Origin of the sequence: Roseixanthobacter glucoisosaccharinicivorans, assembly GCF_043195095.2 — a bacterium.
GTDB lineage: Bacteria > Pseudomonadota > Alphaproteobacteria > Rhizobiales > Xanthobacteraceae > NCEH01.
The window spans coordinates 2,829,047-2,852,182 of the sequence record NZ_CM195538.1 but is presented as its reverse complement, the minus strand read 5'-3'; the positions used below and the strand labels follow the sequence as shown (position 1 = coordinate 2,852,182).

Annotated in this window: 23 protein-coding genes; 10 read left to right on the top strand and 13 right to left on the bottom strand. The window is 66.8% G+C overall.

Features of this window, described 5'->3' with window-relative positions; all coding sequences use genetic code 11:
- Positions 1-72: 72 nt before the first annotated feature.
- From V5F78_RS13235 to V5F78_RS13190, 10 genes are all read right to left on the bottom strand, one after another.
- Complete coding sequence (locus V5F78_RS13235) at positions 73-1,356, bottom strand: TRAP transporter large permease (RefSeq protein WP_394071030.1); 1,284 nt, start codon at positions 1,354-1,356, stop codon at positions 73-75.
- Positions 1,353-1,886 (bottom strand): TRAP transporter small permease, encoded by a 534-nt coding sequence (locus V5F78_RS13230; protein WP_394071029.1) that lies wholly within the window; start codon positions 1,884-1,886, stop codon positions 1,353-1,355. Before V5F78_RS13230 ends, V5F78_RS13235 begins: the two co-directional genes overlap by 4 nt.
- A gap of 42 nt (positions 1,887-1,928) precedes the next feature.
- The gene (dctP, locus tag V5F78_RS13225; protein ID WP_394071028.1) at positions 1,929-2,933 is read right to left on the bottom strand and encodes a TRAP transporter substrate-binding protein DctP; all 1,005 of its coding nucleotides are present in this window, start codon (positions 2,931-2,933) and stop codon (positions 1,929-1,931) included.
- Positions 2,934-3,084: 151 nt separating this feature from the next.
- A complete protein-coding gene (locus V5F78_RS13220; RefSeq protein ID WP_394071027.1) occupies positions 3,085-4,032 on the bottom strand; it encodes an ArgK/MeaB family GTPase in 948 nt (315 codons plus the stop codon).
- Positions 4,029-5,156 carry a CaiB/BaiF CoA transferase family protein gene (locus V5F78_RS13215; RefSeq protein WP_394071026.1) on the bottom strand — a complete coding sequence of 376 codons (1,128 nt, stop codon included), beginning with the start codon at positions 5,154-5,156 and terminating at the stop codon, positions 4,029-4,031. Before V5F78_RS13215 ends, V5F78_RS13220 begins: the two co-directional genes overlap by 4 nt.
- A complete protein-coding gene (locus V5F78_RS13210; protein WP_394071025.1) occupies positions 5,153-5,596 on the bottom strand; it encodes a cobalamin B12-binding domain-containing protein in 444 nt (147 codons plus the stop codon). Before V5F78_RS13210 ends, V5F78_RS13215 begins: the two co-directional genes overlap by 4 nt.
- Positions 5,593-7,221, bottom strand: coding sequence for an acyl-CoA mutase large subunit family protein (locus tag V5F78_RS13205; RefSeq protein WP_394071024.1), 1,629 nt, complete (start codon positions 7,219-7,221; stop codon positions 5,593-5,595). The genes V5F78_RS13210 and V5F78_RS13205 overlap by 4 nt, the downstream gene beginning before the upstream one ends.
- A gap of 7 nt (positions 7,222-7,228) precedes the next feature.
- Entirely contained in the window at positions 7,229-8,044 is an 816-nt protein-coding gene (locus tag V5F78_RS13200; RefSeq protein ID WP_394071023.1) for an enoyl-CoA hydratase/isomerase family protein, read from the bottom strand.
- Positions 8,041-8,781 carry an IclR family transcriptional regulator gene (locus V5F78_RS13195; protein WP_394071022.1) on the bottom strand — a complete coding sequence of 247 codons (741 nt, stop codon included), beginning with the start codon at positions 8,779-8,781 and terminating at the stop codon, positions 8,041-8,043. The genes V5F78_RS13200 and V5F78_RS13195 overlap by 4 nt, the downstream gene beginning before the upstream one ends.
- Positions 8,782-9,222: 441 nt before the next feature.
- Entirely contained in the window at positions 9,223-9,729 is a 507-nt protein-coding gene (locus tag V5F78_RS13190) for a YciE/YciF ferroxidase family protein (RefSeq protein ID WP_394071021.1), read from the bottom strand.
- 423 nt (positions 9,730-10,152) lie between these two features.
- Here V5F78_RS13190 and V5F78_RS13185 point away from each other — a divergent pair, with 423 nt between their 5' ends.
- Entirely contained in the window at positions 10,153-10,545 is a 393-nt protein-coding gene (locus V5F78_RS13185) for a VOC family protein (protein ID WP_394071020.1), read from the top strand.
- Between the two features lie 84 nt (positions 10,546-10,629).
- Here the strand turns inward: V5F78_RS13185 and V5F78_RS13180 are convergent, their stop codons facing one another.
- Together V5F78_RS13180 and V5F78_RS13175 are read right to left on the bottom strand one after the other, a co-directional pair.
- Entirely contained in the window at positions 10,630-11,523 is an 894-nt protein-coding gene (locus V5F78_RS13180) for a LysR family transcriptional regulator (RefSeq protein ID WP_394071019.1), read from the bottom strand.
- An 84-nt stretch (positions 11,524-11,607) separates the two neighbouring features.
- Positions 11,608-12,663, bottom strand: coding sequence for a carbon-nitrogen hydrolase family protein (locus V5F78_RS13175; protein ID WP_394071018.1), 1,056 nt, complete (start codon positions 12,661-12,663; stop codon positions 11,608-11,610).
- A gap of 406 nt (positions 12,664-13,069) precedes the next feature.
- Between V5F78_RS13175 and V5F78_RS13170 the strand changes: the two genes are divergently transcribed.
- The 9 genes from V5F78_RS13170 to V5F78_RS13130 all read left to right on the top strand — a co-directional run bounded on the left by V5F78_RS13170 (position 13,070) and on the right by V5F78_RS13130 (position 21,118).
- On the top strand, positions 13,070-14,227 hold the full coding sequence (locus V5F78_RS13170) for a branched-chain amino acid ABC transporter substrate-binding protein (RefSeq protein ID WP_394071017.1): 1,158 nt from the start codon (positions 13,070-13,072) through the stop codon (positions 14,225-14,227).
- A gap of 40 nt (positions 14,228-14,267) precedes the next feature.
- The gene (locus V5F78_RS13165) at positions 14,268-15,185 is read left to right on the top strand and encodes a branched-chain amino acid ABC transporter permease (RefSeq protein ID WP_394071016.1); all 918 of its coding nucleotides are present in this window, start codon (positions 14,268-14,270) and stop codon (positions 15,183-15,185) included.
- Between the two features lie 2 nt (positions 15,186-15,187).
- Positions 15,188-16,390, top strand: coding sequence for a branched-chain amino acid ABC transporter permease (locus V5F78_RS13160; RefSeq protein ID WP_394071015.1), 1,203 nt, complete (start codon positions 15,188-15,190; stop codon positions 16,388-16,390).
- Complete coding sequence (locus tag V5F78_RS13155) at positions 16,387-17,163, top strand: ABC transporter ATP-binding protein (RefSeq protein ID WP_394071014.1); 777 nt, start codon at positions 16,387-16,389, stop codon at positions 17,161-17,163. The genes V5F78_RS13160 and V5F78_RS13155 overlap by 4 nt, the downstream gene beginning before the upstream one ends.
- Entirely contained in the window at positions 17,160-17,897 is a 738-nt protein-coding gene (locus V5F78_RS13150) for an ABC transporter ATP-binding protein (RefSeq protein ID WP_394071013.1), read from the top strand. The genes V5F78_RS13155 and V5F78_RS13150 overlap by 4 nt, the downstream gene beginning before the upstream one ends.
- A gap of 113 nt (positions 17,898-18,010) precedes the next feature.
- Positions 18,011-19,150, top strand: coding sequence for a phenylacetaldoxime dehydratase family protein (locus V5F78_RS13145; protein ID WP_394071012.1), 1,140 nt, complete (start codon positions 18,011-18,013; stop codon positions 19,148-19,150).
- Positions 19,151-19,323: 173 nt separating this feature from the next.
- Positions 19,324-19,935, top strand: a complete 612-nt coding sequence (locus tag V5F78_RS13140; protein ID WP_394071011.1) for a TetR/AcrR family transcriptional regulator — start codon at positions 19,324-19,326, stop codon at positions 19,933-19,935.
- Positions 19,932-20,486: a sigma-70 family RNA polymerase sigma factor gene (locus V5F78_RS13135; protein ID WP_394071010.1), complete on the top strand. Its 555-nt coding sequence runs from the start codon at positions 19,932-19,934 to the stop codon at positions 20,484-20,486. The genes V5F78_RS13140 and V5F78_RS13135 overlap by 4 nt, the downstream gene beginning before the upstream one ends.
- A complete protein-coding gene (locus V5F78_RS13130; RefSeq protein ID WP_394071009.1) occupies positions 20,483-21,118 on the top strand; it encodes an NrsF family protein in 636 nt (211 codons plus the stop codon). Before V5F78_RS13135 ends, V5F78_RS13130 begins: the two co-directional genes overlap by 4 nt.
- Here V5F78_RS13130 and V5F78_RS13125 read toward each other — a convergent pair.
- On the bottom strand, positions 21,090-23,105 hold the full coding sequence (locus V5F78_RS13125) for a hypothetical protein (RefSeq protein WP_394071008.1): 2,016 nt from the start codon (positions 23,103-23,105) through the stop codon (positions 21,090-21,092). The genes V5F78_RS13130 and V5F78_RS13125 overlap by 29 nt on opposite strands.
- Positions 23,106-23,136: the final 31 nt, after the last annotated feature.

Here is a 23,136-nt window from a genome sequence, read left to right as displayed (position 1 = left end):
CTTCGATCTGAGAACGGGGGCCGGGCGGATGCGAAACCGCCCGGTCCCGGGGGCGTGAGAAGAAAATCCCCTTCAGCTGAATACGCCCGGCATCAGGGCAACCGTGGCGAGGATCAGCGCCATGATGGCCACATAGGGCAGGGCGCCGATCATGATCCGCGCCAGTGGTATGTTTGGCGCAACGCTCTTCACAATGAAGAGGTTGAGCCCCATCGGCGGGTGAATGAGCGCCATCTCCATGTTGATCACCAGGATGACGCCGAACCACACCTTGTCCCAGCCGAAGGCCGTGACGACCGGCATGATGATCGGCGTGGTGATGACGATGACCGAAAGCACCTCCAGGAAGCAGCCGAGAAACAGGAACAGCAGGTTGATGGAGATGAAGACCAGCCACGGCGGAAGATGCGAGACCGCCACCGCCTGGGACAGGCGCGGGGCGACGTCGGTCGTCGTCAGCGCATAGCCGAACAGCATGGCGCCGGCGATGATGGCGAGCACCATGGTTGTGGTGCGCGATGTCTCCAGCAGGATCGAGACCAGCTTGTCGGAGGTGAGGTCCCGCGACAGGACCAGCGCCAGGACAAGGCTTGCGCCGACCCCGAGCGCAGCCGTCTCGGTCGGCGTGGCGATGCCGGTATAGATGCAGCCGAGGATCAACCCGATCAGGAGCGCCATGGGCAGCAGATCGACGAGCGCGAACAGGCGTTCGCGGAACGAAGCCGAGCGCACCTTTTCCGTCACCGTGTCCCTGCGGCTCCAGGCGGCCCAGACCTGATAGAGCGCGAAGCATCCCGCCATCAGGAGCCCGGGCAGGATGCCGGCCAGGAACAGGCGGCCGATGGATTCCTCGGCGATGACGCCATAGACGATCATCGGGATGGAGGGCGGAATGAGGATCCCGAGCGTTCCGCCCGCGGCGACGGCACCGGCGGCCTGGGCGTCGGTGTAGCCGAAGCGCCGCATCTCCGAAATGGCGAAGCCGCCGATCGCGGCCGCGGTGGCGACGCTGGAGCCGGAAATGGCGGCCATGATGGTGCAGGCCGCCGTGGTGGCCACCGCGAGGCCGCCGGGCAGCCCCGAGGTCAGGGTTGCCACCGCCCCATAGAGCCGAGCCCCGAGCCCAGAAGCGGAAATGATCGCCCCCATCAGGATGTAGAGCGGCACCGACGAGAGGGTAAAGGGCGTAATGGCGTTCCACAGCGTATTGGCGACCAGGCCGAGCGCGGAGAGATCCCCGCCCGACACGAGGAGAAGCGAGCCCAGCGAGGTGGCGAACAGGGCCATCGCCACCGGAACGCCTGCGAGAAGCAGTCCCAGCAGGCTTGAGAACATCAAGGCTCCGGTGAGGGTCATCGCGCGACCTCCTTCGCCGCGTCCGCGCCGAGCGCCGCATCCGCCTGTGGCCGGGCGGCCGACCCGGTGAACAGCGCGACGCAGCGCACGATCTGCACCAGAAGGAGCAGGCCCGCCCCCAGGGCGAAGCTCAGATAGGGAATCCACAGCTCGATGCCGAGCAAGGTCCCGGACCGTTCTCCGGTCTCAAAGGCATCGAGCCAGAACAGGACGGCGAGATAGGCAAGAAGCGCCAGCGCCGCTGCGATCACCAGCTCCCCCGCCGCCCGCAGCACCAGCAGCGGACGGCCCTTCAGATGGGACACCAGCAGGTCCACCGACACATGGCCGTCCTGGTGCAGCGTGGCGGCGGCACCGACGAAGGCAACGTAGCCGATGAGATAGCCCGTCACCTCCTCGACCCAGACCAGCGAGTAGCCGAAGACGGTGCGGTTGATCACCTCGTAACAGACAAGGCCGGCAATGAGGAAGCAGACGGCGCCGACTGATAACGCAATCACGCGCATGCCGGTATCGAGCAGGTGGTTCAATGCTCTCTCCTGTGGATCAGCGAACCGGAGGCGGCACCATTCTCAGCGATATTCTCCAATCATCTGGTCGAGCAGCTTCGCGGCGGCGGGAACGTCTTGCCGGAACCGTTCCTGGGCTTGCTGGAAGGGGGCCTGCCAAGCGGTCCACTGGTCCAGGGTGAGCTTCTCCACCTTGACGCCGGAACTCGCGAACTTTTCCGCGATCCGCACATCCTCCGCCTTGGCCCCCGCCAGCGCCTCGGGCTCCAGGCTGCGGCCCACATCCATGAGGATCTTCTGCTGCTCGGGCGTCAGCTTGCGCCAGGTCTTCATGCTGATGGCGATGGGCTCGATGGTGAAAAACAGGCTGTAGTCCTGCGGGGACACATAATGCTTCGCCACCTCGTAGAGGCGGAAAGCGCCGAACGAGCTGGACGAGGTCCAAATGCCACTGAGCAAGCCGAGTTGCATGGCGTTATACACTTCGGACGAGGGCATGGAGACCGGAGAAGCGCCGATATTGCTCATGGCAAGTTCCATGTACTTGCCGGACGCGCGCACCTTGAGGCCCTTCACATCCTCCGGCACGCGGATGGGATTTCCGATCGAGGCGACACCGCCGGCGATCTGGATCCAGGACAGCGTCTTGAAGCCGTAGGCGTTGATCTGGTCCTCCAGCGCCGACCAGACCGGCGTGGTGCGGAAACGGTAGACGTCCTCATGCGTCTTCCAGATGCCGGGCATCAATACGAGGTTCAGCCCGGGCACGGCGCCGGCGGCGTAGATGTAGGGATAGATGGCAAGGTCAACGGTGCCGGTCTTGAGCGCGACGTGCAGGTCGCGCGCCTTCACGAGGGATTCGGCGGGGTAGAACTGGATCTTGATCTCCCCATTGGTGCGTTGCTCCACCTCTTTCGCGAACTTGATGCCTGCGGCAATGACATAGTCGTGCTCGTCCTGCGGCCATTGGTGGGCGAGCTTCAGCACAAGGGGTTCGGCGCGTGCCGCCAAGGGCTGGCTAACAAGAAGAAGCGCAAAAAACGCGCCTTTGAGCAGGGCTTTCAACATGACGTCCTCCCTCTTTGTAGACGCCGGTTGCTCCGGCGCTTGGTCTGTTTGCTGTGTTGAAGCCGTTACAAGCTGATCGAAACCGGCTCCCCATTCCGAACAACAGAACATGCGGCCCGCACCTTCGGCGGTGCCGCTGGTCGACACGCGCCTAGCGCTTTTTCCCCTGGTGCAGATCTTCAAGGAGGGCCGCGTAGAGCGCCGGCAGCGGCTGATCGAAGGCGGATTGCGGCAGCGCCTCCAGAACCTCCGCAAGGCGTCGCCAGACGAGGCCCTTGACCCGCTGGCACGCGCGCCGTCGAAGCGCTGCCCCGGCGTCGGAAGCTTTGCGCACGGCCAGCGCCTCGATGGCATGGTCGAGCGCTGCGATGTTCTCCCCGGCGTCTGCGCGCACGCAAATCACCGGAGGCGGCTCCTGGCTCCGTGTGGTCAAGGCGAGGGTGGCCTTCAGCTCCGCCTCGACCCGGCGCGCGCCCGGCTGATCCGCCTTATTGACCACATAGATGTCCGCGGTCTCCAGAATGCCCGCCTTCATGGCCTGGATCTGGTCGCCGGCACCGGGGATCAGCACCAGCAGCTCGATGTCCACCAGCGCGCGCACCGCGAATTCCGACTGCCCGACGCCCACCGTCTCCAGGATGATCTCGTCGAAGTCGTAATCGTCGAACACGGAAAGGATTTCCGGCAGGTTGTCGGCGAGGCCGTCGGTGGCGCCGCGGCTCGCCAGGGAGCGGATGAACACGCGCGGGTCGTCCACCAGCCCATCCATGCGGATCCGGTCGCCGAGGATCGAGCCTTGAGTCTTCGGGCTGGACGGGTCGATGGCGACGATCGCCACCCGGTCGGCGCGCTCCAGCCGGTGGCGCGCGAGCGCGGCGATCAGGGTGCTCTTGCCGGCGCCCGGCGGGCCGGTCACGCCGATGCGACGGGCGTACCGGGTTCCGACGCGCGGCGGCGCATCCAGGATGTCCGCCACGCCGGCATCGGCGGCGCGCGATAGCGCCCGCCCCAGGGCGCGCCGGTCGAGGGGAGCCTCCCCGAGGGGCGGCCCGTCGAAGGCGCTTTGGCCAAGGGCCGGCTGGGACGGGGCCGCGCTCATGCCGCGCATCCTCCTCCAGCCAGATCGTCGTGCTCGCCCAGCAGCGGCGGCGGGGCGAACTGCGCGACGGCGCCCATCACCTTGATGGGATTGCCGACGACGCGGATCGCCGTGCCACCCGCATCTATGTGGACCACCATGTCTCGCGCGCTGGCCTGCTCGCTGGCGAGCGCCTGCTCCAGGGACTCGACCCCGGCCGCGACGACCCCGAGCTTGGACAGGCGCTGCACCAGTTCGTCCGTCCCCTTCTCGCGCACCACCGCCGCGATCTCGCCCAGCACCAGCTCGCGGTTGGAACGCCGCGCCGCCATGGTGGCGAAACGGGCATCGGTGAGCCAATGGGCCTGGCCCAATTCCTCGGCGAAACGGCGCCAGAAATCGTCATGAGTGATGAACAGCGCGATCCAGCCATCGCATGTCGGGAAGATCTGGGCGGGAACGATATAGGGATGCGCCGAGTGGTCCATCCGCCGCGCCGGCTCACCGGCATTGAGCCATGCGCCGGCGATATAGTTCAGCTGGGACAGCATGACGTCGTACATGGCGATGTCCACCTGCCCGCCGGTGCCTTCCACCAGCTTCGCGACCAGGCCGAGGGCACCCATGATGCCGGCGGAATTGTCCACCGCCGAATAGCCGGTCTTCACCGGAGGGCCGTCGGGCGCGCCGGTCAGGGCCATGATGCCGGTGAGGGCCTGGATGACGTAGTCATAGGCCGGACGGTCCGCATAGGGACTGTCGAGGCCGTAGCCGGTGAGGGCGACGCAGACGATCTTCGGGTTCCATCGCTTGAGATGGGCATAGGTCAGCCCCAGCTTGTGGATCGCCGAGGGCCGCAGATTGGTCAGCAAGGCGTGGGAGCTCTGGACCAGCGCGCCAAGCTTCGTTTGCCCCTCGCGGCTGGCGAGGTCGAGCACGACGCTCTTCTTGTTGCGGTTGAGGCTGGCGAAATAGGCGTTGTGGGCGCCGATGCTGTGCGGGCTGACGCGGCGCCCGATGTCGCCTTCCGGCGGCTCCACCTTGATCACCTCGGCGCCGAGATCGGCCAGCAGCATGGTGCTGTAGGGGCCCATCAGCATGTGCCCGACCTCGATGACGCGGATGCCGCTGAGGGGGCCGCTCATGCCTCTCGCTCCGCCAGCCGCCCGGCCACCGCTGCGACCACGTCGTCGAGTTTCATGTCGGCGGTGAACACCGCCGTCACCCCGAGCGCCAGAAGCGTCGATACGTCCTCTTCCGGGATGGTGCCGCCCACGAATACCGGGATGTTCGAGGCGCCCTGGTCCGCCAGGGCGGCGATGGCGTCGGCCACCAGCTCCTTGTGGCTGCCGGAGAGGATGGACAGGCCCACCGCATCCACGTCCTCGTCCACCGCCACGCGGGCGATGAAGCCGGGGCTCTTGCGCAGGCCGGTATAGATCACCTCCGCCCCGGCATCGCGCAGCGCCAGGGCGATGACCTTGGCGCCGATATCATGGCCGTCGAGCCCTGGCTTGGCGACCAGGATGCGCTTACCGCGCAGCAGCGGGGTGGATACGACGGGCGGGTCGATGGTGTCGCTCATAGCCGGATGGGCTCCTGAAATTCGCCCCAGCAGCCCTTGAGCCGCGCCACCATCTCTCCGACGGTGGCGTAGGCGTGGCAGCATTCGACGAGATAGGGCATGAGGTTTTCCGCGTCCTGCGCGGCGGCGGCGCTGAGGCGGTCGAGCGCGCGGGTCACGGCGGCGCCGTCGCGCCGGTCCATCACCGCCTCGTATTTCTCGAGGATGCGGCGGCTGGCCTTGGGATCAATGCGGAACACTTCCACCGCGCCCCGCGTCTCCTCGGCCTTGCGGAATACGTTGAGGCCGACCACCGGGAACGCGCCGGAATCGATCTGCCGCTTGCGCTCGTGCGCGCGCTGGGCGAGCCGCATCTGCAGCCAGCCGTCCTCGATGGCCTTCACGGCGCCGCCATAGGCTTCCACCTCGTCCATCTGGGCGCGGATGCGGCGCTCGGTCTCGTCGGTGAGCCATTCGAGATAATGCGAACCGCCGAGCGCATCGACGGTGCGCGCGACGCCGCTCTCCAGCGCCACGATCTGCTGGGTGCGCAGGGCGATCTCGGCGGAGCTCTCGGTTGGGATCTGGAACGCCTCGTCATAGGCGCAGGTGAAGATGGATTGGGCCCCGGCGAGCACCGCGGCCAGAGTCTCGATGGCGACGCGCACGATGTTGTTCTGCGGCTGCGGCGCCACCAAAGAGGAGCCGCCGCAGACTACGCCGAAGCGGAACATCTGCGCCTTGGGATCGCTGACGCCATAGCGCGCCTGCATCAACTCGGCCCAGATGCGCCGGCCGGCCCGGAACTTCGCCACCTCCTCGAACAGGTCCATGTGCACATAGAAGAAGAAGGACAGGCGCTTGGCGAACTTCTCTACATCGCCGCCACGGCGCAGCAGCTCGTCCACATAGGCGATGCCGTTGGCGAGGGTGTAGGCCATCTCCTCCACGGCGTTGCAGCCGGCGTCGCGCATGTGCGCTCCGGCGATGGAGATGGGGTTGAAGCGCGGCGTGGTGCGGTTGGCGTAGAGGATGGAATCCGCCGTCAGCCGCATGGAGGGGCGCACCGGGAAGATCCAGGTGCCGCGCGCCACATATTCCTTCAGGATATCGTTCTGGATGGTGCCGGTGAGCAGGCCCGGATCAATGCCGCGGCGCTCGGCGCAGGCGACATACATGGCATAGATCAGCGCCGCCGTGCCGTTGATGGTGAAGGAGGTGGAGATCTTGGTCAGGTCGATGCCGTCGAACAGGATCTCCATCTCCGAGAGGTTGGAGAGCGAGACCCCCACCTTGCCGATTTCGGAGCGCGCCATGGGATCGGTGGGGTCGTAGCCGCACTGGGTCGGCAGATCGAGAGCAACGGACAGGCCGGTCTGGCCCTCGCGCAGCAGGAATTTGTAGCGCTCGTTGGATTCCTCGGCCGTGCCGAAGCCGGAATATTGCCGCATGGTCCAGGCGCGGCCGCGGAAGCCGTCGGGGAAGATGCCGCGGGTGAAGGGAAATTCGCCCGGCTGCTCGGGCGCGCCGCGCGCGACCATGTCGGCGCTCACCACCCGTGGCACCTCGATGCCGGAGGGCGTCATCGGCGAGATGCCCTTCGGCTCCTCGGTCTCCATGGCTGGCTTTTGCTTGAGGGCGGTCATGGCGGTCTCAGCTCCTGCGGGCGAGCATGCGTTCGGCGGCGGCCCAATGCTCCTGGCTCGTCCAGGCCCGGATGAAGCGGGCGCGTTCCTCGGCGCTGAGGGCGGAGCGCCGCGCCGGATCCATGCCGGCCAGCGCCATCGCCTTCAGGTCGCGCGCCAACTCGGGCGGCCGGGCAAGGATGGGGGCGAGAAAGCGGTCCACCAGCGCGTCGAGGCTCTCTCCTTCCCCCGCCACGGCATCGAGAAGGCCCAGCCGCTCCGCCTCGGCCGGCTTGAGGAGCTGGGCGGCCAGCATCAAACCCATGGCCTTGCGCGGGCCGACGATGGCCTGCAGGTCGGCGCAGCCGCCAAAGCCGGTGGTGAGCGCCAGTTGCGCCTGCACGAAGCCGATGCCGGCATGGGCGGCGGCGAGGCGGAAATCGCACGCCATGGACAATTCGGCGCCGCCGCCAAGCGCGACCCCGTTCAGCGCGGCCACCACCGGAGCGGGAAACCGCCGCACGGCATCGAGGGCCGCCCGGCCGGTATCGAACAGCGCGCCGGCTTGCGCCTCGCTGCGATGCGCGTCGAGCTCCTTGAGGTCTCCACCGGCGGCGAAGGCACGGTCGCCGGCGCCAGTGAGGACCACGACGCTGATGTCCGGCACCGCGGCGAAGCGGGTGAACACCATCTCGAGCTCCCGCAGGGTGTCGAGGCTCAGCGCATTGCGCGCCTGCGGGCGATCGAGGGTGACATTTAGCCGGCCTCCCGCCACCGCCACCCGAAGCTGCCGCGTGGGAGTGGTTGCCGCCGTCGCGGAGGTGAGGGTCGCCGCGGCGGTCATCGCGCGGACTCCTGGATGTCGGCGGCGGTGGCGAGCAGGCGGGCCGCAAGCGCGTCCATGGCGCCGTCCATGCGGTAGCTCGGCCCGGCGACGGCAATGCCGATCACCATACCGTCCACCTCCAGGGCGGTGGCGAGCGCCGTCACATCGGCCACGTTCTCGCCATGGGTGGTGCAATAGCCGCGCGCCCGGCCGGCCTCCAGATCCGCTTCGAGGCGCTGGGGATCGGTGATCGTATGCGCCGTGATGGGCACGATGGACTTCTTGCGCATCAGCGTATCGACGCCGTCGCGCGGGCCGGCTGCCAGCAGCGCCTTGCCGATGGAGCTGGAATGCAGCGGCTTGAAGTCGCCCGGGCGGGCCGAATAGCGGATCGTCTGCGCCCCTTCCAGAACCTCCAGATAGAGCACCTGGTCTCCCTGTCGGGTGCCCACGATCACCGTCTCGCCGCTGGCGTCGCGCAGGGCTTCCAGGTGCGGGAGGAGGCGCTGGAGGTAGGTGTCCTTGGCCGCGATGGCGGTGGTGAGGGTGTGCAGCTTGCGGGTGGGATAGAAGCCGCGCCGGCGGCTCACGGCATAGAGATAGCCGCGCTCAAGCAGGGTCTGGATCAGCCCGTAGCAGCTCGACAGCGGCACGTCGATCAACGGCGCAATCTCGGTGAGCAGCATCGGGCGCCCTTCGGCGCCGAACACCTCGAAAATCTGGAAGGCCCGGGAGGCGGATCGCACAGCGCTCATGTTTATTTCATATATCCGAAATTAAGTTCTGAATATTGAAATGGAAAATCGAAAGCGCGTCAAGCGGCGCGGCGCGACGCAGGCAAACGCGCCCTGAGGAGCGCAGGTTTTGAAGCGGGGCATGGAAGGGAGCCTGCCGGCGTCACTCTCGGTGGCTGGCGCGTGCGGCGTGCCACAGATGCGCTCATGGGCGCTTGGGCTGCGGAGGCGGAAGGACCGAGATGCTTAGGCGCAGGCCATCCGGCTGACCGGACAGCGACCGCCGCGGAGGGCGGCGACGGGATTACGAGGGGTGCGGCTGAGCCGCGTGAACAAGCCAGAAAGGGCGGGAGGGTGGGCGGAAGGCTGGAGAAATGGGCGGCGGACGGCCAGGGCCGCCCGCCTTGTTCAATCTTGTCCGTCAGAGAAAGACGCCCCCGCCCAGTGGGTAGGGGCGCTGGATCACGCGGCCTTGCGTGCCTTCGCACGGTCGTTGGCGCCGGCGTCCGCGAGCTTCGTGAGGTCGGCGTCGGTCTTGGATTCTTCCTTCAGGGTGGCGTCGAGCAAGGTTGCGGCTTCGGAAAGTCCCAGCTCGGTCGCCCAGCGCTTCAGGGTGCCGTAGCGGGTGATCTCGTAATGCTCCACCGCCTGGGCCGAGGCGACGAGGCCCGCGTCCAGAGCCGGCACGCCCTTGAATTCTTCCATGATCTCTTCGCCTTCGGAGAGGATTCCCTCGATGGCGTCGCAGGTCTTGCCCTGGGCGCGCTTGCCGATCAGCTCGAAGACCTGTTGCAGGCGTTCGATCTGGCCTTCGGTTTCCTGCCGATGCTTTTCGAACGCCGCCTTCAGGTCAGGCGATTGCGCCGCGCGCTGCATTTTCGGCAGGGCTTTGAGGATTTTGCGCTCGGCGTAATAGATATCCTTGAGCGTATCGTGGAACAAAGTGTCCAAATTCTTTTCCTGGGCCATGGCGTCACCTTTGCTTTACTGATTGCATTTTGCGGAAAATTTCGACGGGGCAATTGTTCTGCCCGACGGTCCACAACGCGCGTCGGGGATTGGCGTTCCCGACCGTCAGGCGCGCGGGCGAAATAGTGCGGCGGGGCGAGTGGGCACCCGAAGGCGTGCCGGGCTTCCGGTTGCGGTCACGCGGGAGCGCAACACGTTCGCCTTCGGCAATCGGCGCGGCGGTCTCGCCGTGCCCTCGTTCCATCTCCCGCGCCTGCCGGATGAAGCCTCCAGGCACGCGGCCCATGAGGCTTTCGTCGCCGATCTCACGGCGGTCCGGGAAATGGCCGGTCTTCTCAGAACGTGAGGAAGGTCTTGAAGCGAGGCCGCCGATCGTGCCTCATCCCGCTCAGCCTAGCCCTCTCCAGCCTGAAAGCGCCTTCCATGTTCAGCTATATGATGATTGGCACCAACGATCTGTCCCGCGCCATTCCCTTCTATGAAGCCGTGATGGCGGTGCTCGGTCAGTCCCGGCTCGAGGATTACAGCGACGAAAAGGGCGGGTGCTGGGCCAGCTGGGGCACGCCGGACCCCGGCCCGCACATTACGGTGGGCCGCCCGTTCGATGGCCTTGAGGCACAGGTGGGAAATGGAATGATGATTTCATTCCTCGCGAACGATCGTCAGACCGTCGACGGCTTCCATGCGGCTGCGCTCGCCCATGGCGGCAGCGATGAAGGCAAGCCCGGCCTGCGTCCGCAGTACGGACCGACCTTTTATGCCGCCTATGTCCGCGACCCCGACGGCAACAAGCTCAATGCCGTCTGCTACAAGTGAGTGCGACGCGCCTGCTGTGTCGTGCCGCGCCGTCCCGGTGAGGGACCCGCGTGGGGAGCGCGAAGCCGGCGTGCCGTGCTGCCCTCAAAATTCGGTCAGGAATGCCGCTTCCCGCTGGAAGATCTGGGTCAGGTGACGCATCACCGCGCGGATGCGGGTCATGTATTCCAGGTCCTCATGGACCGAAACATAGATGTCGCGCATCACCACCACCTGCTCGGGCAGAACGGGGATCAGCCGGTCGTTGGACTTGGCCGAGAACAGCGGCAGCAGGGCGATGCCCGCGCCGGCGGCCACCGCATTCTGCTGCGCGTGCATGCTGGTGGAACGGAACGCGACGGCGGGCGGGTCGAGCACATCCAGCAGCCAGTGCACGGACCGGATCGAGACCAGATCCTCGATATAGTCCACGAACACATGTCCCGCGAGATCCTTTGGCAGGCGCGGCATGCCATGGGTCGCCAGATAGTCGGCTGAGGCGAAAAGGGCGAGGCGCATGCAACCCGCCTTGCGCACCACCAGGCGCTGCCCGGTGGGCGGCACGAAGCCGATGGAGATGTCCGCTTCCCGCTTCGTGAGATTGATCAGATGGCGCTCCGTGACGAGCTCGACGACGATGCCGGGCTCCTTCAGGGCGAATTCGGCGAACATCTTCGCCAGGAAAAAGGCGCCGATCCCCTCCATGGAGGCGACACGGACCCGGCCGGTGGGAGAAGTGGGGGCCGAGATCAGCGTTTCCTGAATCTCGGCGGCGTCCTGCTCGATCCGCTCCGCGATGGCGAACAGGCGGTGGCCCTGTTCCGTCAGGACGAAACCGTCCGGCTTGCGATCGAACAGCTTGATCGCAAGATCCTTCTCCAGTTCCGAGATGCGGCGGCTCACGGTGGTATGATCGACCTTGAGCCGGCGCGCCGCCGGCATCAGCCGATTCTGGCGCGCCAGTTCGAGGAAGAAGGTCAGATCGTTCCAGTTGAACACGAAGGGTTCCGCCGACTCGCCATGGATTATCGCGGCATCATCCCGAGAACAGGATGCCCATGGCAAGCTTCAATACTCGGACGCCTAGGACGGGGTCAGGTCGCCCTGCGCGACCGGAGCGTCGAGGAGCGGCGCGGCGTCGATCCCGCGACCCTCGCGGGGCGTGTCCACGAACGCCGCCGGGGCCTGGCGGGTGCGGTGAACCTTCAGGTCGAAGACGTCATATCGGTTGTAATAGCCCACCACATCGTGGAATTGCTTCGGCTCGATGCAGCAATTCAGATCGAGTTCGGCATAGAGAATGCCTTCCTCATCCTGCAACGTGTCACCGATCTGGTCGCCCGTTGGAGATACGAAGAAGGAGGCGGCGCGCGAGGTCTCATCCAGCACCGCGGCGACCGTCCGGTCACGCTCCACGAGCGCGTCGCGCATGGCCTTGTCCATATAGCCCGCGGTCACGATGCCGAATGCTTTTGCCTCGAACGAATGCGCGCTCGCGCGGATGCGGTTCGCGGCCACATTGTTGAAATTGCCGCCGCCGGAAGGCGGGCGCGTCGGCCAGATCGGCGGCCAGCTTGAGACATGGACCTGCTCGCCCTGCGCCATGAGGGCATAACGGGCCAGGGGGTTGGTGTTCTCCCCGCAGATCAGCGTGCCGAGACGGCCGATCCGCGTGTCGGCCACGCGCAGGCCCGCGCCGTCGCCCGCCGCCCACACCAGCTTCTCGTAGAAGGTGGGAACCAGCTTGCGGTGATGAACAAGGATCGCGCCATCGTCGCCGATGATCAGGTTGGAGTTCCAGATGCAGCCGACGCTGGCCTGGGACCGCTCGCTGACGCCGATGGATACGAACACGCCGAGGCGCCGGGCCTCGCGTCGAATGGCCTCCACCTCCGGGCCGTCGACGAACACCGATTCCTCCACCATGCGCGCGAAGAGATCGTGGTTGCGGATCGGCGCCCAGATCGCGGCCCAGACCGGAAAGGCGGGAATATAGGTTTCGGGAAAGGCCACGAATTCCGCGCCCTGCCGCGCCGCCTCACGCAGGATGGAGATCGCCTTCTCCGTCGTCGCCGCCTTGTCCAGGAAAATGGGGGCGGCGTGGACCGCGGCAGCTTTGAAGCGTGGAAGCTTGACCATGTGGGACCTCGGTGGTGGCCGTTCAGACGGCGCGAGCCTTGGGCGCGTCCACGAGTGTGACGCGACATGCCGTCGGGATAGCATCCGGGCCGGGGAGCGTTGAGCATGCATCCGTGCAACGCGACGTGCAGCCACGCACCGATGTACATGCCAAGAAACCTTGTGCTGCGTAAATGATCATCTCATTTCAACGATCCCACATGCGTCCGAGCAGCCGCGAGACCTGGACTTCTGGCTGGCTGGAGGCTCCTTCCCAAACTGAAATCTGGCACAAGTGTCCAATGAATAGGCAGAGCCTGCACAATCGTTGGCCGGAGCATGTGCAGACGCCTTTGCAGCTTTCCGCAGTGCCCATGCGCAATGCGCCTGGATATGGTCCCCTCAACCAGAATGAAGGGGAACCAACATGACTTCCAAGCTCGTGGGCCTGCTCTTCGCGGGTCTCGCCGCCTTCGCCGTTCCGTCCATCGCCGCGGCCAAGGATACGGTGAAGATCGCCTTCATCGGTCCGCTGACCGGTGGCAATGCCGCCGCCGGCATGGGCGGCCGCAATTCCGCGCAACTGGCCGTGCAGCAGCGCAATGCCGATCCGAACGCGAAATATACCTACGAGCTGGTGGTGCTCGATGACGAATGCAAGCCGAATATTGGCGTGCAGGTCGCGACCAAGGCTGCTTCTGACCGTTCGATCATCGCGGGCGTGACGCATTATTGCTCAGCGGTCGGCATCGCCACGGTGGATACTTACGCGAAATTCAAATTCCCGGTCGTGGTGTGGGGCGCGATCCTGCCCGAGATCACCTACGGCAACGACTACAAGCAGATCCATCGCGTCAACGGCACGATGATCAATGAGGGGCGCCTGGCCGCGAAGTTCCTGACCGAGCAGGGCGCCAAGACGTTTGTCGTCATCCACGACACCACGGACTACGGCAAGGGGCAGAACAAGTATTTCTCCGAGTTCCTGAAGCCGACGGGTGGCGAGATCCTGGCCACCTTCCCGGTCAGCCCGGATCAGCAGGACTTCACGGCGGAACTGACACGCATCAAGGAGCTGAAGCCGGACTATGTGCTCGTGGGTGGCCTTACGCCCCTCGGCGTGCGCGTACGCTCGCAGATGGACCGGCTCGGGATTGAATCTCACCTGGCAGGCGTCTCCGGCATCATGACCGCGGGCTTCATCGAGGGCGCGGCGCAGGCGGCCGAGGGCACCATCTCGTTCCACAATGGCGCGCCGCTGTCGCGCTATCCCAGCGGCAAGGCATTCGCCGATGCCTATGCCAAGGCGGGCTTCCGCGAGGACCCCGACGCCTATGGTCCGTTCGCCTATTCCGCCACCACGCTGATCATGGACGCGATCGAGAAGGCGGGGCCGGATCGCGCCAAGGTGACCGAGGTGCTCAATGCCACCAAGGGCTACAAGGCGCTCGTGGGCGAGATCAATTTCGATGACCACCGGCAGAACCTCGTGGAGGCGAACGTCTACGTGGTGCAGGATGGAAAGTGGGTCTATTGGCCCGACAGCGACTATGCTTCCGGCAAGCGCAAGCTGGCCGGCAAATGATGCCGCGCCGCCTCCCGCCATCCTCGACCGGAGCGCACCAATGGACATAGGCATTCTCGCCCAGCACGTGTTCAACGGGCTGATGCTGGGCATGGTCTACGCAATGGTCGCTGTGGGCTTCTCGCTGTTCTTCGGCGTGCTGGACGTGATTAAGTTCTCGCACGGCGACGTGGTGAGCGTCGGGGCGTTCGCGGCGCTTGGCGGAGCCTCGGTGATCGGACTGCTGGTCGATATGCCGGGGCTGGCCCTGGTGTTCGGCCTGCTTGCCGCCATCGCGGCGGGCAGCCTGGCCGGGGTGGTGATCGGAGGCGCTTTCGTGTTGCCGCTGCGCAATGCGCCGCCGGTCAACGTGCTGCTGGCCACGCTGATGGCCGGCACCATCCTGCGCGAGGCGATCCGCCTCGGCGTGCCGAACGGGGGCAATCCCAAGCCGTTTCCCGTCCTGCTGCCGCAATGGCAGATCTCCGCCGGCGCGTTCAGCGTCGGCTTCGACAGCGTGGCCATTCTCCTGGCCGGCATCGCCATCATCCTGGCGACGCACCTCCTCATCACCCGCACCCGCCTCGGCCTTGCCATCCGTGCCGTGGCGCAGGATGCCGACGTGGCGCGGCTCGCCGGCATCGACTTCCGCCGCACCGTGCTCGGCACCTTCGCGCTGGGCTCGGCGCTGGCGTCCGTGGCCGGGCTGATGCTCGGGCTCTATTATCGCGAGATCAACTTCAACATGGGCCTGGTGCTCGGGGTCATCGGCTTCGCCGCCGCCGTTGTGGGCGGGCTGGGCAGCCTGCTGGGGCCGATCCTCGGCGGCTTTCTTTTCGCCTTCGTCCAGACGCTGGTCACCATCGCCGTGCCGACGGCCAGCGCCTACAAGGATGTGGTCGCATTCGCGGTCGTCATCGCGCTGATCGGCCTGTTCCCCACCGGCCTCATCGCCGAGCGCTCGAGCGAGCGGGTCTGACCATGAGCTCAACCAACATCGAAACGTCCCGCATGGGCGTTCCGCCCGCCGGCCGCCTGCTTGCGCGCGTTGCCGCCGCCGGGCTTCCGGTCGCGGCCTTCGCCGCGCTCGGCTGGCTGCTCCATGCCAAGGAGCAATGGGAGACCGGGCTCATCGTCGTCGGCTTTCTCCTCGCGGTGGTTGCGCTCGATCGCTCGCAGGCGGGGCGTGCGCTGACGCGGGCCTGCCGCAGCGAGGCGAGCGTCGCCAACACCTCGGCGTTGCTTGCCACGCTCGCGCTGCTCTGGACCTTCCGGGAGGACCATTACGCCCTCCTGATGGTCGCGACCGTCGCGCTCTATGCCGCCGCCTGCGTCGGGCTCAATATTCAGATGGCGTTCGGCGGCATCGCCAATTTCGCCGCCGCCGCCTTCTTCTCCATCGGCGCCTATACGGCGGCCGTGCTCGCCGGGCATACCGCCCTGCCGCACCTGCTGGTGCTGGTGGCCGGCGGCGTGGTGACGGCGCTGATCGGCGTGCTGATGCTGCTGCCGGTGCTGCGCACCCGGGGGCATTATGTGGCGCTGGTCACCATCGCCTTCGGCGTGCTGCTGCGCACCTTGCTGGAAGTGAACGACACGTTCGGCGGCCCGCAGGGCATGAAGATCCCGGGCTTTGCCCCCTTCGGCTTCGATTTCGGCGACGTCGCCACCATCGCCGGCGTCGATGTCTCCTTCTATTTGCCCTATGCGCTTGCCGGCGTGCTGCTGTTCGCGCTGGCCTTCGCCACGGGGCGGATGCTGGAACGCTCCTGGATCGGCATCGCCATGGACGCGGTGCGCACCGATGAGATCGCCGCTTCCGCCTTCGGCCTTTCGCCCGCGCGGTGGAAGGCGACCGCATTCCTGATCGGCAATGCGATGATCGGCGTTGCCGGCGCGCTCTACGGCATGATGAACGGCTTCGTGAATCCCAATGGCGCGGGCTTCGGTGAATCGCTGATCATGCTGTCCATCATCGTGCTCGGCGGCCTCGGCAATTTCTGGGGTGCCATCCTCGCCGGGGCGGTCATGATCGTGCTGCCGGAGAAGTTGCAGTCGATCCAGGAATATCGGCTCCTGATCTTCGCCATCGTGGTCATCGCCATCCTGCGCTTCCGGCCGTCGGGCATGCTGCCGCGGCCGTTGCGCGATCTTGGCGGACGCTCGGGAGGGGCAACATCATGAATGCGCTTCTGACCTGCGCGGGCCTGACAAAGCGGTTCGGCGGCCTCCTGGCGCTCGATGGGCTGGACCTTCAGGTGGGGCGCGGCGAGACCATCGGCCTTGTGGGACCGAACGGTTCGGGCAAGACCACCTTCTTCAACGTGCTCACCGGCCTTTACAACCCTTCGGGGGGATCGGCGGTCCTGGCGGGCGAGGACATTTACGCGAAATCCCCGCAATCCATCGGCCGGGCCGGGGTCGCGCGCACCTTCCAGCGGTGCCGCCTCATGCTGGATCAGACGGTGTTCGACAACATCGCCCTCGGCATCCTGCGCAACAAGCCGCTCGGCCTTGCGGCGACGCTTTTGCGTCGGGGCCGGCTGCGGCGCGATATCGACGCCACCATTGAGCGCGCGCTCCGATTGTCCTGCCGTTTCAATCCGGCGCTCGGCGATGCCCTGTTCCGCCCGGCCGGTGACCTCACCATGATCGACCGCCGGCGCGTGGAGATCTGCCGGGCCCTGATCGCCAGTCCGCGCCTGCTGCTCCTGGATGAGCCGTCCGCCGGCATGACGCCCGACGAAACCCGCCGGCTGATGGACGATTTGCTCGCCTTCCGCGATGAGGCGCCGGACCTCGCGGTGGTGCTCGTGGAGCACGAAATGGACGTCATCCGCCGCGTATCCGACCGCTGCGTCGTGCTGAACTTCGGCCGCAAGATCTTCGAGGGGCGCTTCGATGCCATGATCGAAGATGGCGAGGTGCAGACCGCCTATCTGGGGAGCGGACATTGACCAGCCGGACGATTGCCGCCACCCGCAGCCTGAACGTCGCCGCCGTCACCTCGGGCTATGATCGCGCCGATGTGCTCAAGCAGGTCTCCATCACGGTCGCGCCGGGGCAGGTGACCTGCATCCTCGGGGCGAACGGCGCCGGAAAGAGCACCCTCATCCGCACCATCCTCGGCCTCAACCGCGTACGCTCGGGAGAGGTGCGGTTCGGCGATACGGTGCTCAACGATTTGCCGCCCCACAAGATCGTGGCGCTGGGCATCGGCGTCGTGCCCGAGGGCAATCGCGTCCTTCCGCGCATGAGTGTCGTGGAGAATCTCCAGGTCGGCGGCCTTCTGCAACGCGATGCACGCAAGGTGGCGGCCCGCATGGAGGAGATGTTCGCCATCTTCCCGCGCCTGAAGGAGCGCCGCGGGCAGCTGGCCGGCACTTTGTCGGGCGGGGAGCGCTCCATGCTCTCCATTGCGCGCGGGCTGATGACCGAGCCCGAGCTGGTGGTGTTCGACGAGCCTTCGCTCGGCCTGTCGCCGTTGTTCGTGGCCGAGGTTTTCAACATCGTGCGGCGGCTGAAGGAGAGCGGCCTGACCATTCTCCTGGTGGAGCAGAATGTGCGCCAGACGCTAGATGTCGCCGACTACGGCTATGTGCTCTCGCAGGGCCATGTGGTCGCGTCCGGAGACACCGCCACCTTGCGCGAGGATAGCGAGCTGCACCGGGCCTATTTCGGGGTGCATTGAACCATCGCGTCCCGAGCCTGCTTTTGCGCAGGCCGATTTGCGCGCTTTGTGACCTGCGCGCGCGGCGCGCCTGTTGCAGGGTGTCAACGGCTTTAGAAACGAGGAATCCAGCCATGGGCGGCATTGCCATTCAACCGCGCGCAGCCACGGGGCAAGACGCGCCGAGGTTTCTGGAGGCCGCGCCGGCCGAGGCCGTGGGGCCGCAGGCGCGGATCGCGCCGCTGCGCAAGCCTGCCGGCTTCACGCCGGCGGTGCAGCGCTGGTCGTTCCTGCTGCCCGCCGACGCGGCCGGCTTGCGCATCGTTTTTTTCGGGGCGCAGGCGGCAAATCCCGAGGCGCTGGAGCATCACCCGATGCGCGATTGGGTGCGCGCGCATCTCGTCGGCCATCCGTCCGGCCCCAGCTGCGTCGACTACGCCCAGTCACGCTTGGCCAGCGGTCACGTGGAGCAGATCATCTGCGCGTATTGGGTGAGCGAGGCCGATTTCGGCGCCTGGTGGACGGATGCGTCGGCGCAAGCCTGGTGGGATGCGCCCGAGCGCCTTGAGGGGGCGTACGGCAGCTGGCGGGAGGTGCTCGGCGTGCCGCGCGACCGGCAGGAAAGCATCTATTGGAAGGATTATCCCGCCGGCCTCATGCGCTGCCCCGAGGTGGAACTCTTCCCCACGCCCTATTGCGGCTATTATGGCGCCATGCGCGACCGGATCCCTCTGGCCGCCGCCGATCCGCTCGATACCCCGCTTTCCGGCGCGCCCGTTCCCCATGCCGACCGCGCGGGCTTCGGCGAGCGCTGGCGGGTGCATGTGCCGGCCAATCTCGCGGTCATCCGCTCGGCCAACACCTGGGGCCGCATGGATGGAGAACAATTGGCCGACTATGAGACCAAGCTGCGCGTCCCGCTGGAAGCGGGAATGGATTTCCTGGCCCAGAATCCGCTGCCCACGGGATGCCTCTCCATGCGCTGGCAGGGCACCCTGACGCCTGATGGAGCGCCGGTGCCGGAGGAGCACGCGCTCGCCTATTTCCTCTCCCTGCGCCACATGGAGCGCTGGGCGGAAGGCCATGCCACCCACGCCGCCATCTTCGGGGCCGCGATCCAGCGCTATGCCCATTATGGGGCGGCCAACCAACTGCGAACCTGGCACGAAGTGTATGTCTTGCCCGAGGGCGGCCAGCACTTCGAATATATCAATTGCGCGCCGGACACCGGGCTGTTGCAGTGGTTCGAAGCCGAGCGGCTTAGCCCAGCCTAGCACCGATCGTCTCGGGCCATGACTGCGCCTGACGTGCGTCGGTGTTGACGCTTCGTCCGGCGTGAAATTTTCGCGATCCACCCTCGATCGGCAGGGCGTGGCGCTGGCGTGTATTGCATTTTAGATTTCGCGCTCTAAAACCGTGGTGTCCCAGCGCGCGAGCGGCTTTCAGCATGGCCAGGCCCAGAGAGTTCGATGAGGAGACCGCTCTTCGCGCGGCCGTCGAATGCTTCTGGGAGCGGGGCTACGAGGCGACGTCGGTGCGCGATCTCGCCGCCCGCATGGGGATCACCAATGCGAGCTTGTACAATGCCTTCGGCGACAAGCGCTCGCTCTATCGCCGGGCGCTGGACCGCTATGTGGAATGCAGCTTCTCGGATCGCGTCGGCCGGTTCCAGGCCTTGCCCCCGCGCGAGGCCCTCGGCGCGTTCTTTCAGGAAATCGTCGACCGATCTGTGGACGACACGGGCCGCCGTGGCTGTATGCTTGTGAACTCTGCGCTCGAAGTCGCGCCTTATGATCCGGAGTTCCAGCGCGTGGTCAGCGAAGTCCTCGTGCAGGTGGAAGGATTTTTTCGTCAGTGTGCCCTGGACGGACAGGCGGAAGGGACCATTTCCCGCCGCCAGTCCGCCGAGGATATCGGGCGCCTGCTGCTCGCCGTCCTGCTCGGGCTGCGCGTTCTCGCTCGCAACCGCCCCGAGCGCGCCTTGCTGGAAGGCCTGGTCCGCCCGGCCCTGGCCCTGCTAGACGACGGCGGGGCTGATGCGCGGGATCCGCTTGCATGACGCTCGCATCGCGGGAAGAGGAGTGGGCGAATTTGATGCGCGCCGCGATCGCGGGCGACGCCACCGCCTATCGCGCGTTCCTGCAAGCGCTGACGCCGCATCTGCGTGCCATGGCCCGACGCCGCTGCGACAGCTATGGTTCGCCGCGCAGCGATGCGGAGGACGTGGTTCAGGAGGTCCTGCTGGCGATCCATCTGAAGCGCGGCACCTGGGACCAGGCCCGCCCGCTCGGTCCCTGGCTTTCCGCGATTGTCCGCAACAAGATGGTGGATACGTTGCGGCGCCGCGGCCGGCACATCAATATTCCCATCGAGGACCTGTCCGATGTATTGGAAGCAGCCGAGCCTCCCGATGGAATGCAGGCGCACGATATTGATCGGATCCTGAGTACCTTGAAGGACCCACAACGTGATATCGTCCGGTCCATATCGGTTGATGGAACCAGCGTCCGAGAGACTGCGGGTCGGTTGAACATGAGCGAAGGCGCGGTGCGGGTGGCGTTGCACCGGGCATTGCGAACACTCGCGGCGGCGTATCGAGGCAATGTGTGAAGACTGAGGATCTGATCGGAGCTCTGGCGCAGGACGCCGCCGTAACCTGGAGGCTGTCCAGCCGCCTGGCGCTGGCCTTCAGCCTGGGTGCGCTGATCTCCACGATCATTTTCGCCCTCGCGGTCGGTTTGCGCCCGGACCTCCTGGCCATGGGCGGCAACGCGCGGTTCCTGTTTAAATTTCTGTTCGCGCTCGCTTTGCTGCTGGGTGCCGCCGGTGCGGTGACGCAGGTGGGCCGCCCGGCTGCCCGGGTCGGGCCCTGGGCGTTCGTGCTGGTCGCGCTGCCGATCGCGCTCGCCTTTGCGGCGATGGTGGAGTTGCTCGTCACTCCCGAAGCGCTGTGGGCCACGCGCCTGGTGGGGCGGAATGCAGCGTTCTGCCTCACGGTCATCCCCATCCTGGCGTTGGGGCCATTGGCCTGTCTGATTGTGGCCCTGCGCGAGAGCGCGCCGGCCCGGCCCGGTCTTGCCGGCGCCGCCGCGGGCCTTGCCGCCAGCGGCATCGCGGCAACGCTCTATGCCTCCCATTGCCCGGACGACAGCCCGCTGTTCGTGGCCGTCTGGTACACCTCGGCCATCGCGATCGTGGTGGGTGCGGGCTATCTCATGGGTGCGCGGGTTCTGCGCTGGTGACGCCAGGCCCAACGGCGCGATAGATCCGCCAACGGCCGGCAGCCTCCTCCGTGGGCGTGAAAAGCGCCGAGTGCGCGAACGGATCGTGGCTCCAGGCACCGTCCTGCGGGGTGAGCAGGACGAGCTTGCAATCGAAATCGCGCACCAGCGAAGCCAGATCGTCCGGGCTGCCGGTTCCGGCAAAGACCCGCTCGAACAGATCGGCCGCCCGTGTCCGTGCGTCCGCGGGCAAGGTGGCGAAGGCCAAGGTCAGCTCATTGCCAGCGAAGCAGGAGCGGCGATCCGCCAGCAAGGCCCAGGACAAATTGACGGGCCACGGCGCAAGCGTACGCGTCATCGCGGGATTGCTGGCGATCCGCTCCTGAGGCGTGGCATGGCGGCGCACGGCCGCCCACATGGCCGGCGCATCGCGGAAGCGGGCGGCGTCGGGCGAGAGATCCCCGACCATGTTGTTGCGGAGCAGGATGAGGCCGTCCGGCAACGCGAGGCCCGCGAGGACCAGAGCGGCGAGGGCAGCAGCGATGTTGCGCCGCGCGAGGCATCGGGCGAAATAGGCGCCCGCATAAGCGGTCAGGATCAGCAGGCCGGGCAGGACGGCGCGCCATCCAAGATCATTGTTCTCGCCGACCGTACTCACCAGCAGCCAGCCGCCGCACAGGCTCGCGAACGCCCCGGCCGAAAGCGTGGGAACCAGCGGGTCCTTCAGGCGGAATGCGGCGATCGCGCCGACGATCCAGGCGGCGGGAAACTCGATCGCCAGCAGGATCAGCCAATAGGCCGGAAGGTCGAGCAGGCCGCGCCACGCGTCGGGGATCGCAGGGCCGAGGACCTCAAGCGGCGAGATGACGACCGGCACGCCCCCGCCGCGTCCGGACGCGGCGGCCAGTTGCAGGCTCAACAGAGGAAAGACCAGCGCCAACGCCAGCGCCCCGGCGCCCGCGACCACGACCAGGAACGCGAGGCGCGCGCCGGCTGGGGCGCTCCGCAGAAGCACGAGCCCCGCCGCGCCGGCGCAAAACAGGAAGGTCACGCCGCCGACCCACAGGGAACTCTCGAACCCGGCGGCGATCATCAGCGCCAGTACGAGCACGAGCGCAAGATGCGGGGCGCGGCGCCCGGCGGGCGGTCGAATGCCCGGGGCGTGCGCCAGTCGCTCCATCAAGATCAGCGACAGCACCACGGTTGCACCCGCGGCGACATGGTGCGGGCTCCAACTGGTCTGGAACAGCGAGCCGGCGAGGCCCGTTGCCGGCTCCAGCGCGGCATCGACCGCATCCGCGCCGAACAGCGCCGCGAGAACCGGTCGCAGCGATCCCCCCAGCGCGGCGACGAGAACGAAAAGAGCGCTGGTCCAGCGGGCGCCGGACAGGCGAAAGGCCAGGCCGCAGATCAGAGCGAGGGAGGCAAAGCCCGTGAACCAGGTCGCCGCGATGTCGGCCTCCCAGCCGGTCGCGCCAGAAAGGCGCGCGAGCTGGGCGGCGCCGAACAACCAGAAATAATAATAAGCCGTGCTGCCGGGCCCGTGCGCGGTGCCGAGAAAAGGGTTTGCCGGCGGCACGCCGGTGCGCACGATCTCGTCCACCAGAGCGATCTTCGCGTGATCGTAGATCGGGCTCGCCAGCGCGATGCCGTCCGGCATGAACTTGGGCAGGATGGCGAGCGCCGGTCCTACCGCCACCAGCGCCGCTGCCGCGAAAATCCAGGCCGGCAGGCGAGGCGGAGCGGCCGCGCCGTCCTTTGCGGCCGGCAGGAGAAGCGTGGCGCCGCCGATCGCGAGGGTGGCGACGAGGAGGACGATCGTCGTGAAGCCAGCGGCCGTCGCGACATGCAGGGCGATCATGCCCTGGACCGCCCACCCCAGCAGGGGCGCCGCCGCCAAGGCGAGATCGCGCCCCAGCGGCAACCGGCGCGCGATCAGCCAGCCGACCGGCACCCAGAGCAGGAGCGCCACCAGGGCACAGAGGATCGCGGCGGACGGCGTGGCCATGATGCTCCGTGCGTTGATCCCGCCTCGCGGC

Bases quoted from the DNA above. Each gene is read 5' to 3' on its own strand.
- V5F78_RS13235 (WP_394071030.1), bottom strand. From the start codon at position 1,356: ATGACCCTCACCGGAGCCTTGATGTTCTCAAGCCTGCTGGGACTGCTT.
- dctP (WP_394071028.1), bottom strand. From the start codon at position 2,933: ATGTTGAAAGCCCTGCTCAAAGGCGCGTTTTTTGCGCTTCTTCTTGTT.
- V5F78_RS13220 (WP_394071027.1), bottom strand. From the start codon at position 4,032: ATGAGCGCGGCCCCGTCCCAGCCGGCCCTTGGCCAAAGCGCCTTCGAC.
- V5F78_RS13215 (WP_394071026.1), bottom strand. From the start codon at position 5,156: ATGAGCGGCCCCCTCAGCGGCATCCGCGTCATCGAGGTCGGGCACATG.
- V5F78_RS13210 (WP_394071025.1), bottom strand. From the start codon at position 5,596: ATGAGCGACACCATCGACCCGCCCGTCGTATCCACCCCGCTGCTGCGC.
- V5F78_RS13205 (WP_394071024.1), bottom strand. From the start codon at position 7,221: ATGACCGCCCTCAAGCAAAAGCCAGCCATGGAGACCGAGGAGCCGAAG.
- V5F78_RS13200 (WP_394071023.1), bottom strand. From the start codon at position 8,044: ATGACCGCCGCGGCGACCCTCACCTCCGCGACGGCGGCAACCACTCCC.
- V5F78_RS13195 (WP_394071022.1), bottom strand. From the start codon at position 8,781: ATGAGCGCTGTGCGATCCGCCTCCCGGGCCTTCCAGATTTTCGAGGTG.
- V5F78_RS13190 (WP_394071021.1), bottom strand. From the start codon at position 9,729: ATGGCCCAGGAAAAGAATTTGGACACTTTGTTCCACGATACGCTCAAG.
- V5F78_RS13185 (WP_394071020.1), top strand. From the start codon at position 10,153: ATGTTCAGCTATATGATGATTGGCACCAACGATCTGTCCCGCGCCATT.
- V5F78_RS13175 (WP_394071018.1), bottom strand. From the start codon at position 12,663: ATGGTCAAGCTTCCACGCTTCAAAGCTGCCGCGGTCCACGCCGCCCCC.
- V5F78_RS13170 (WP_394071017.1), top strand. From the start codon at position 13,070: ATGACTTCCAAGCTCGTGGGCCTGCTCTTCGCGGGTCTCGCCGCCTTC.
- V5F78_RS13165 (WP_394071016.1), top strand. From the start codon at position 14,268: ATGGACATAGGCATTCTCGCCCAGCACGTGTTCAACGGGCTGATGCTG.
- V5F78_RS13160 (WP_394071015.1), top strand. From the start codon at position 15,188: ATGAGCTCAACCAACATCGAAACGTCCCGCATGGGCGTTCCGCCCGCC.
- V5F78_RS13155 (WP_394071014.1), top strand. From the start codon at position 16,387: ATGAATGCGCTTCTGACCTGCGCGGGCCTGACAAAGCGGTTCGGCGGC.
- V5F78_RS13145 (WP_394071012.1), top strand. From the start codon at position 18,011: ATGGGCGGCATTGCCATTCAACCGCGCGCAGCCACGGGGCAAGACGCG.
- V5F78_RS13140 (WP_394071011.1), top strand. From the start codon at position 19,324: ATGGCCAGGCCCAGAGAGTTCGATGAGGAGACCGCTCTTCGCGCGGCC.
- V5F78_RS13135 (WP_394071010.1), top strand. From the start codon at position 19,932: ATGACGCTCGCATCGCGGGAAGAGGAGTGGGCGAATTTGATGCGCGCC.
- V5F78_RS13125 (WP_394071008.1), bottom strand. From the start codon at position 23,105: ATGGCCACGCCGTCCGCCGCGATCCTCTGTGCCCTGGTGGCGCTCCTG.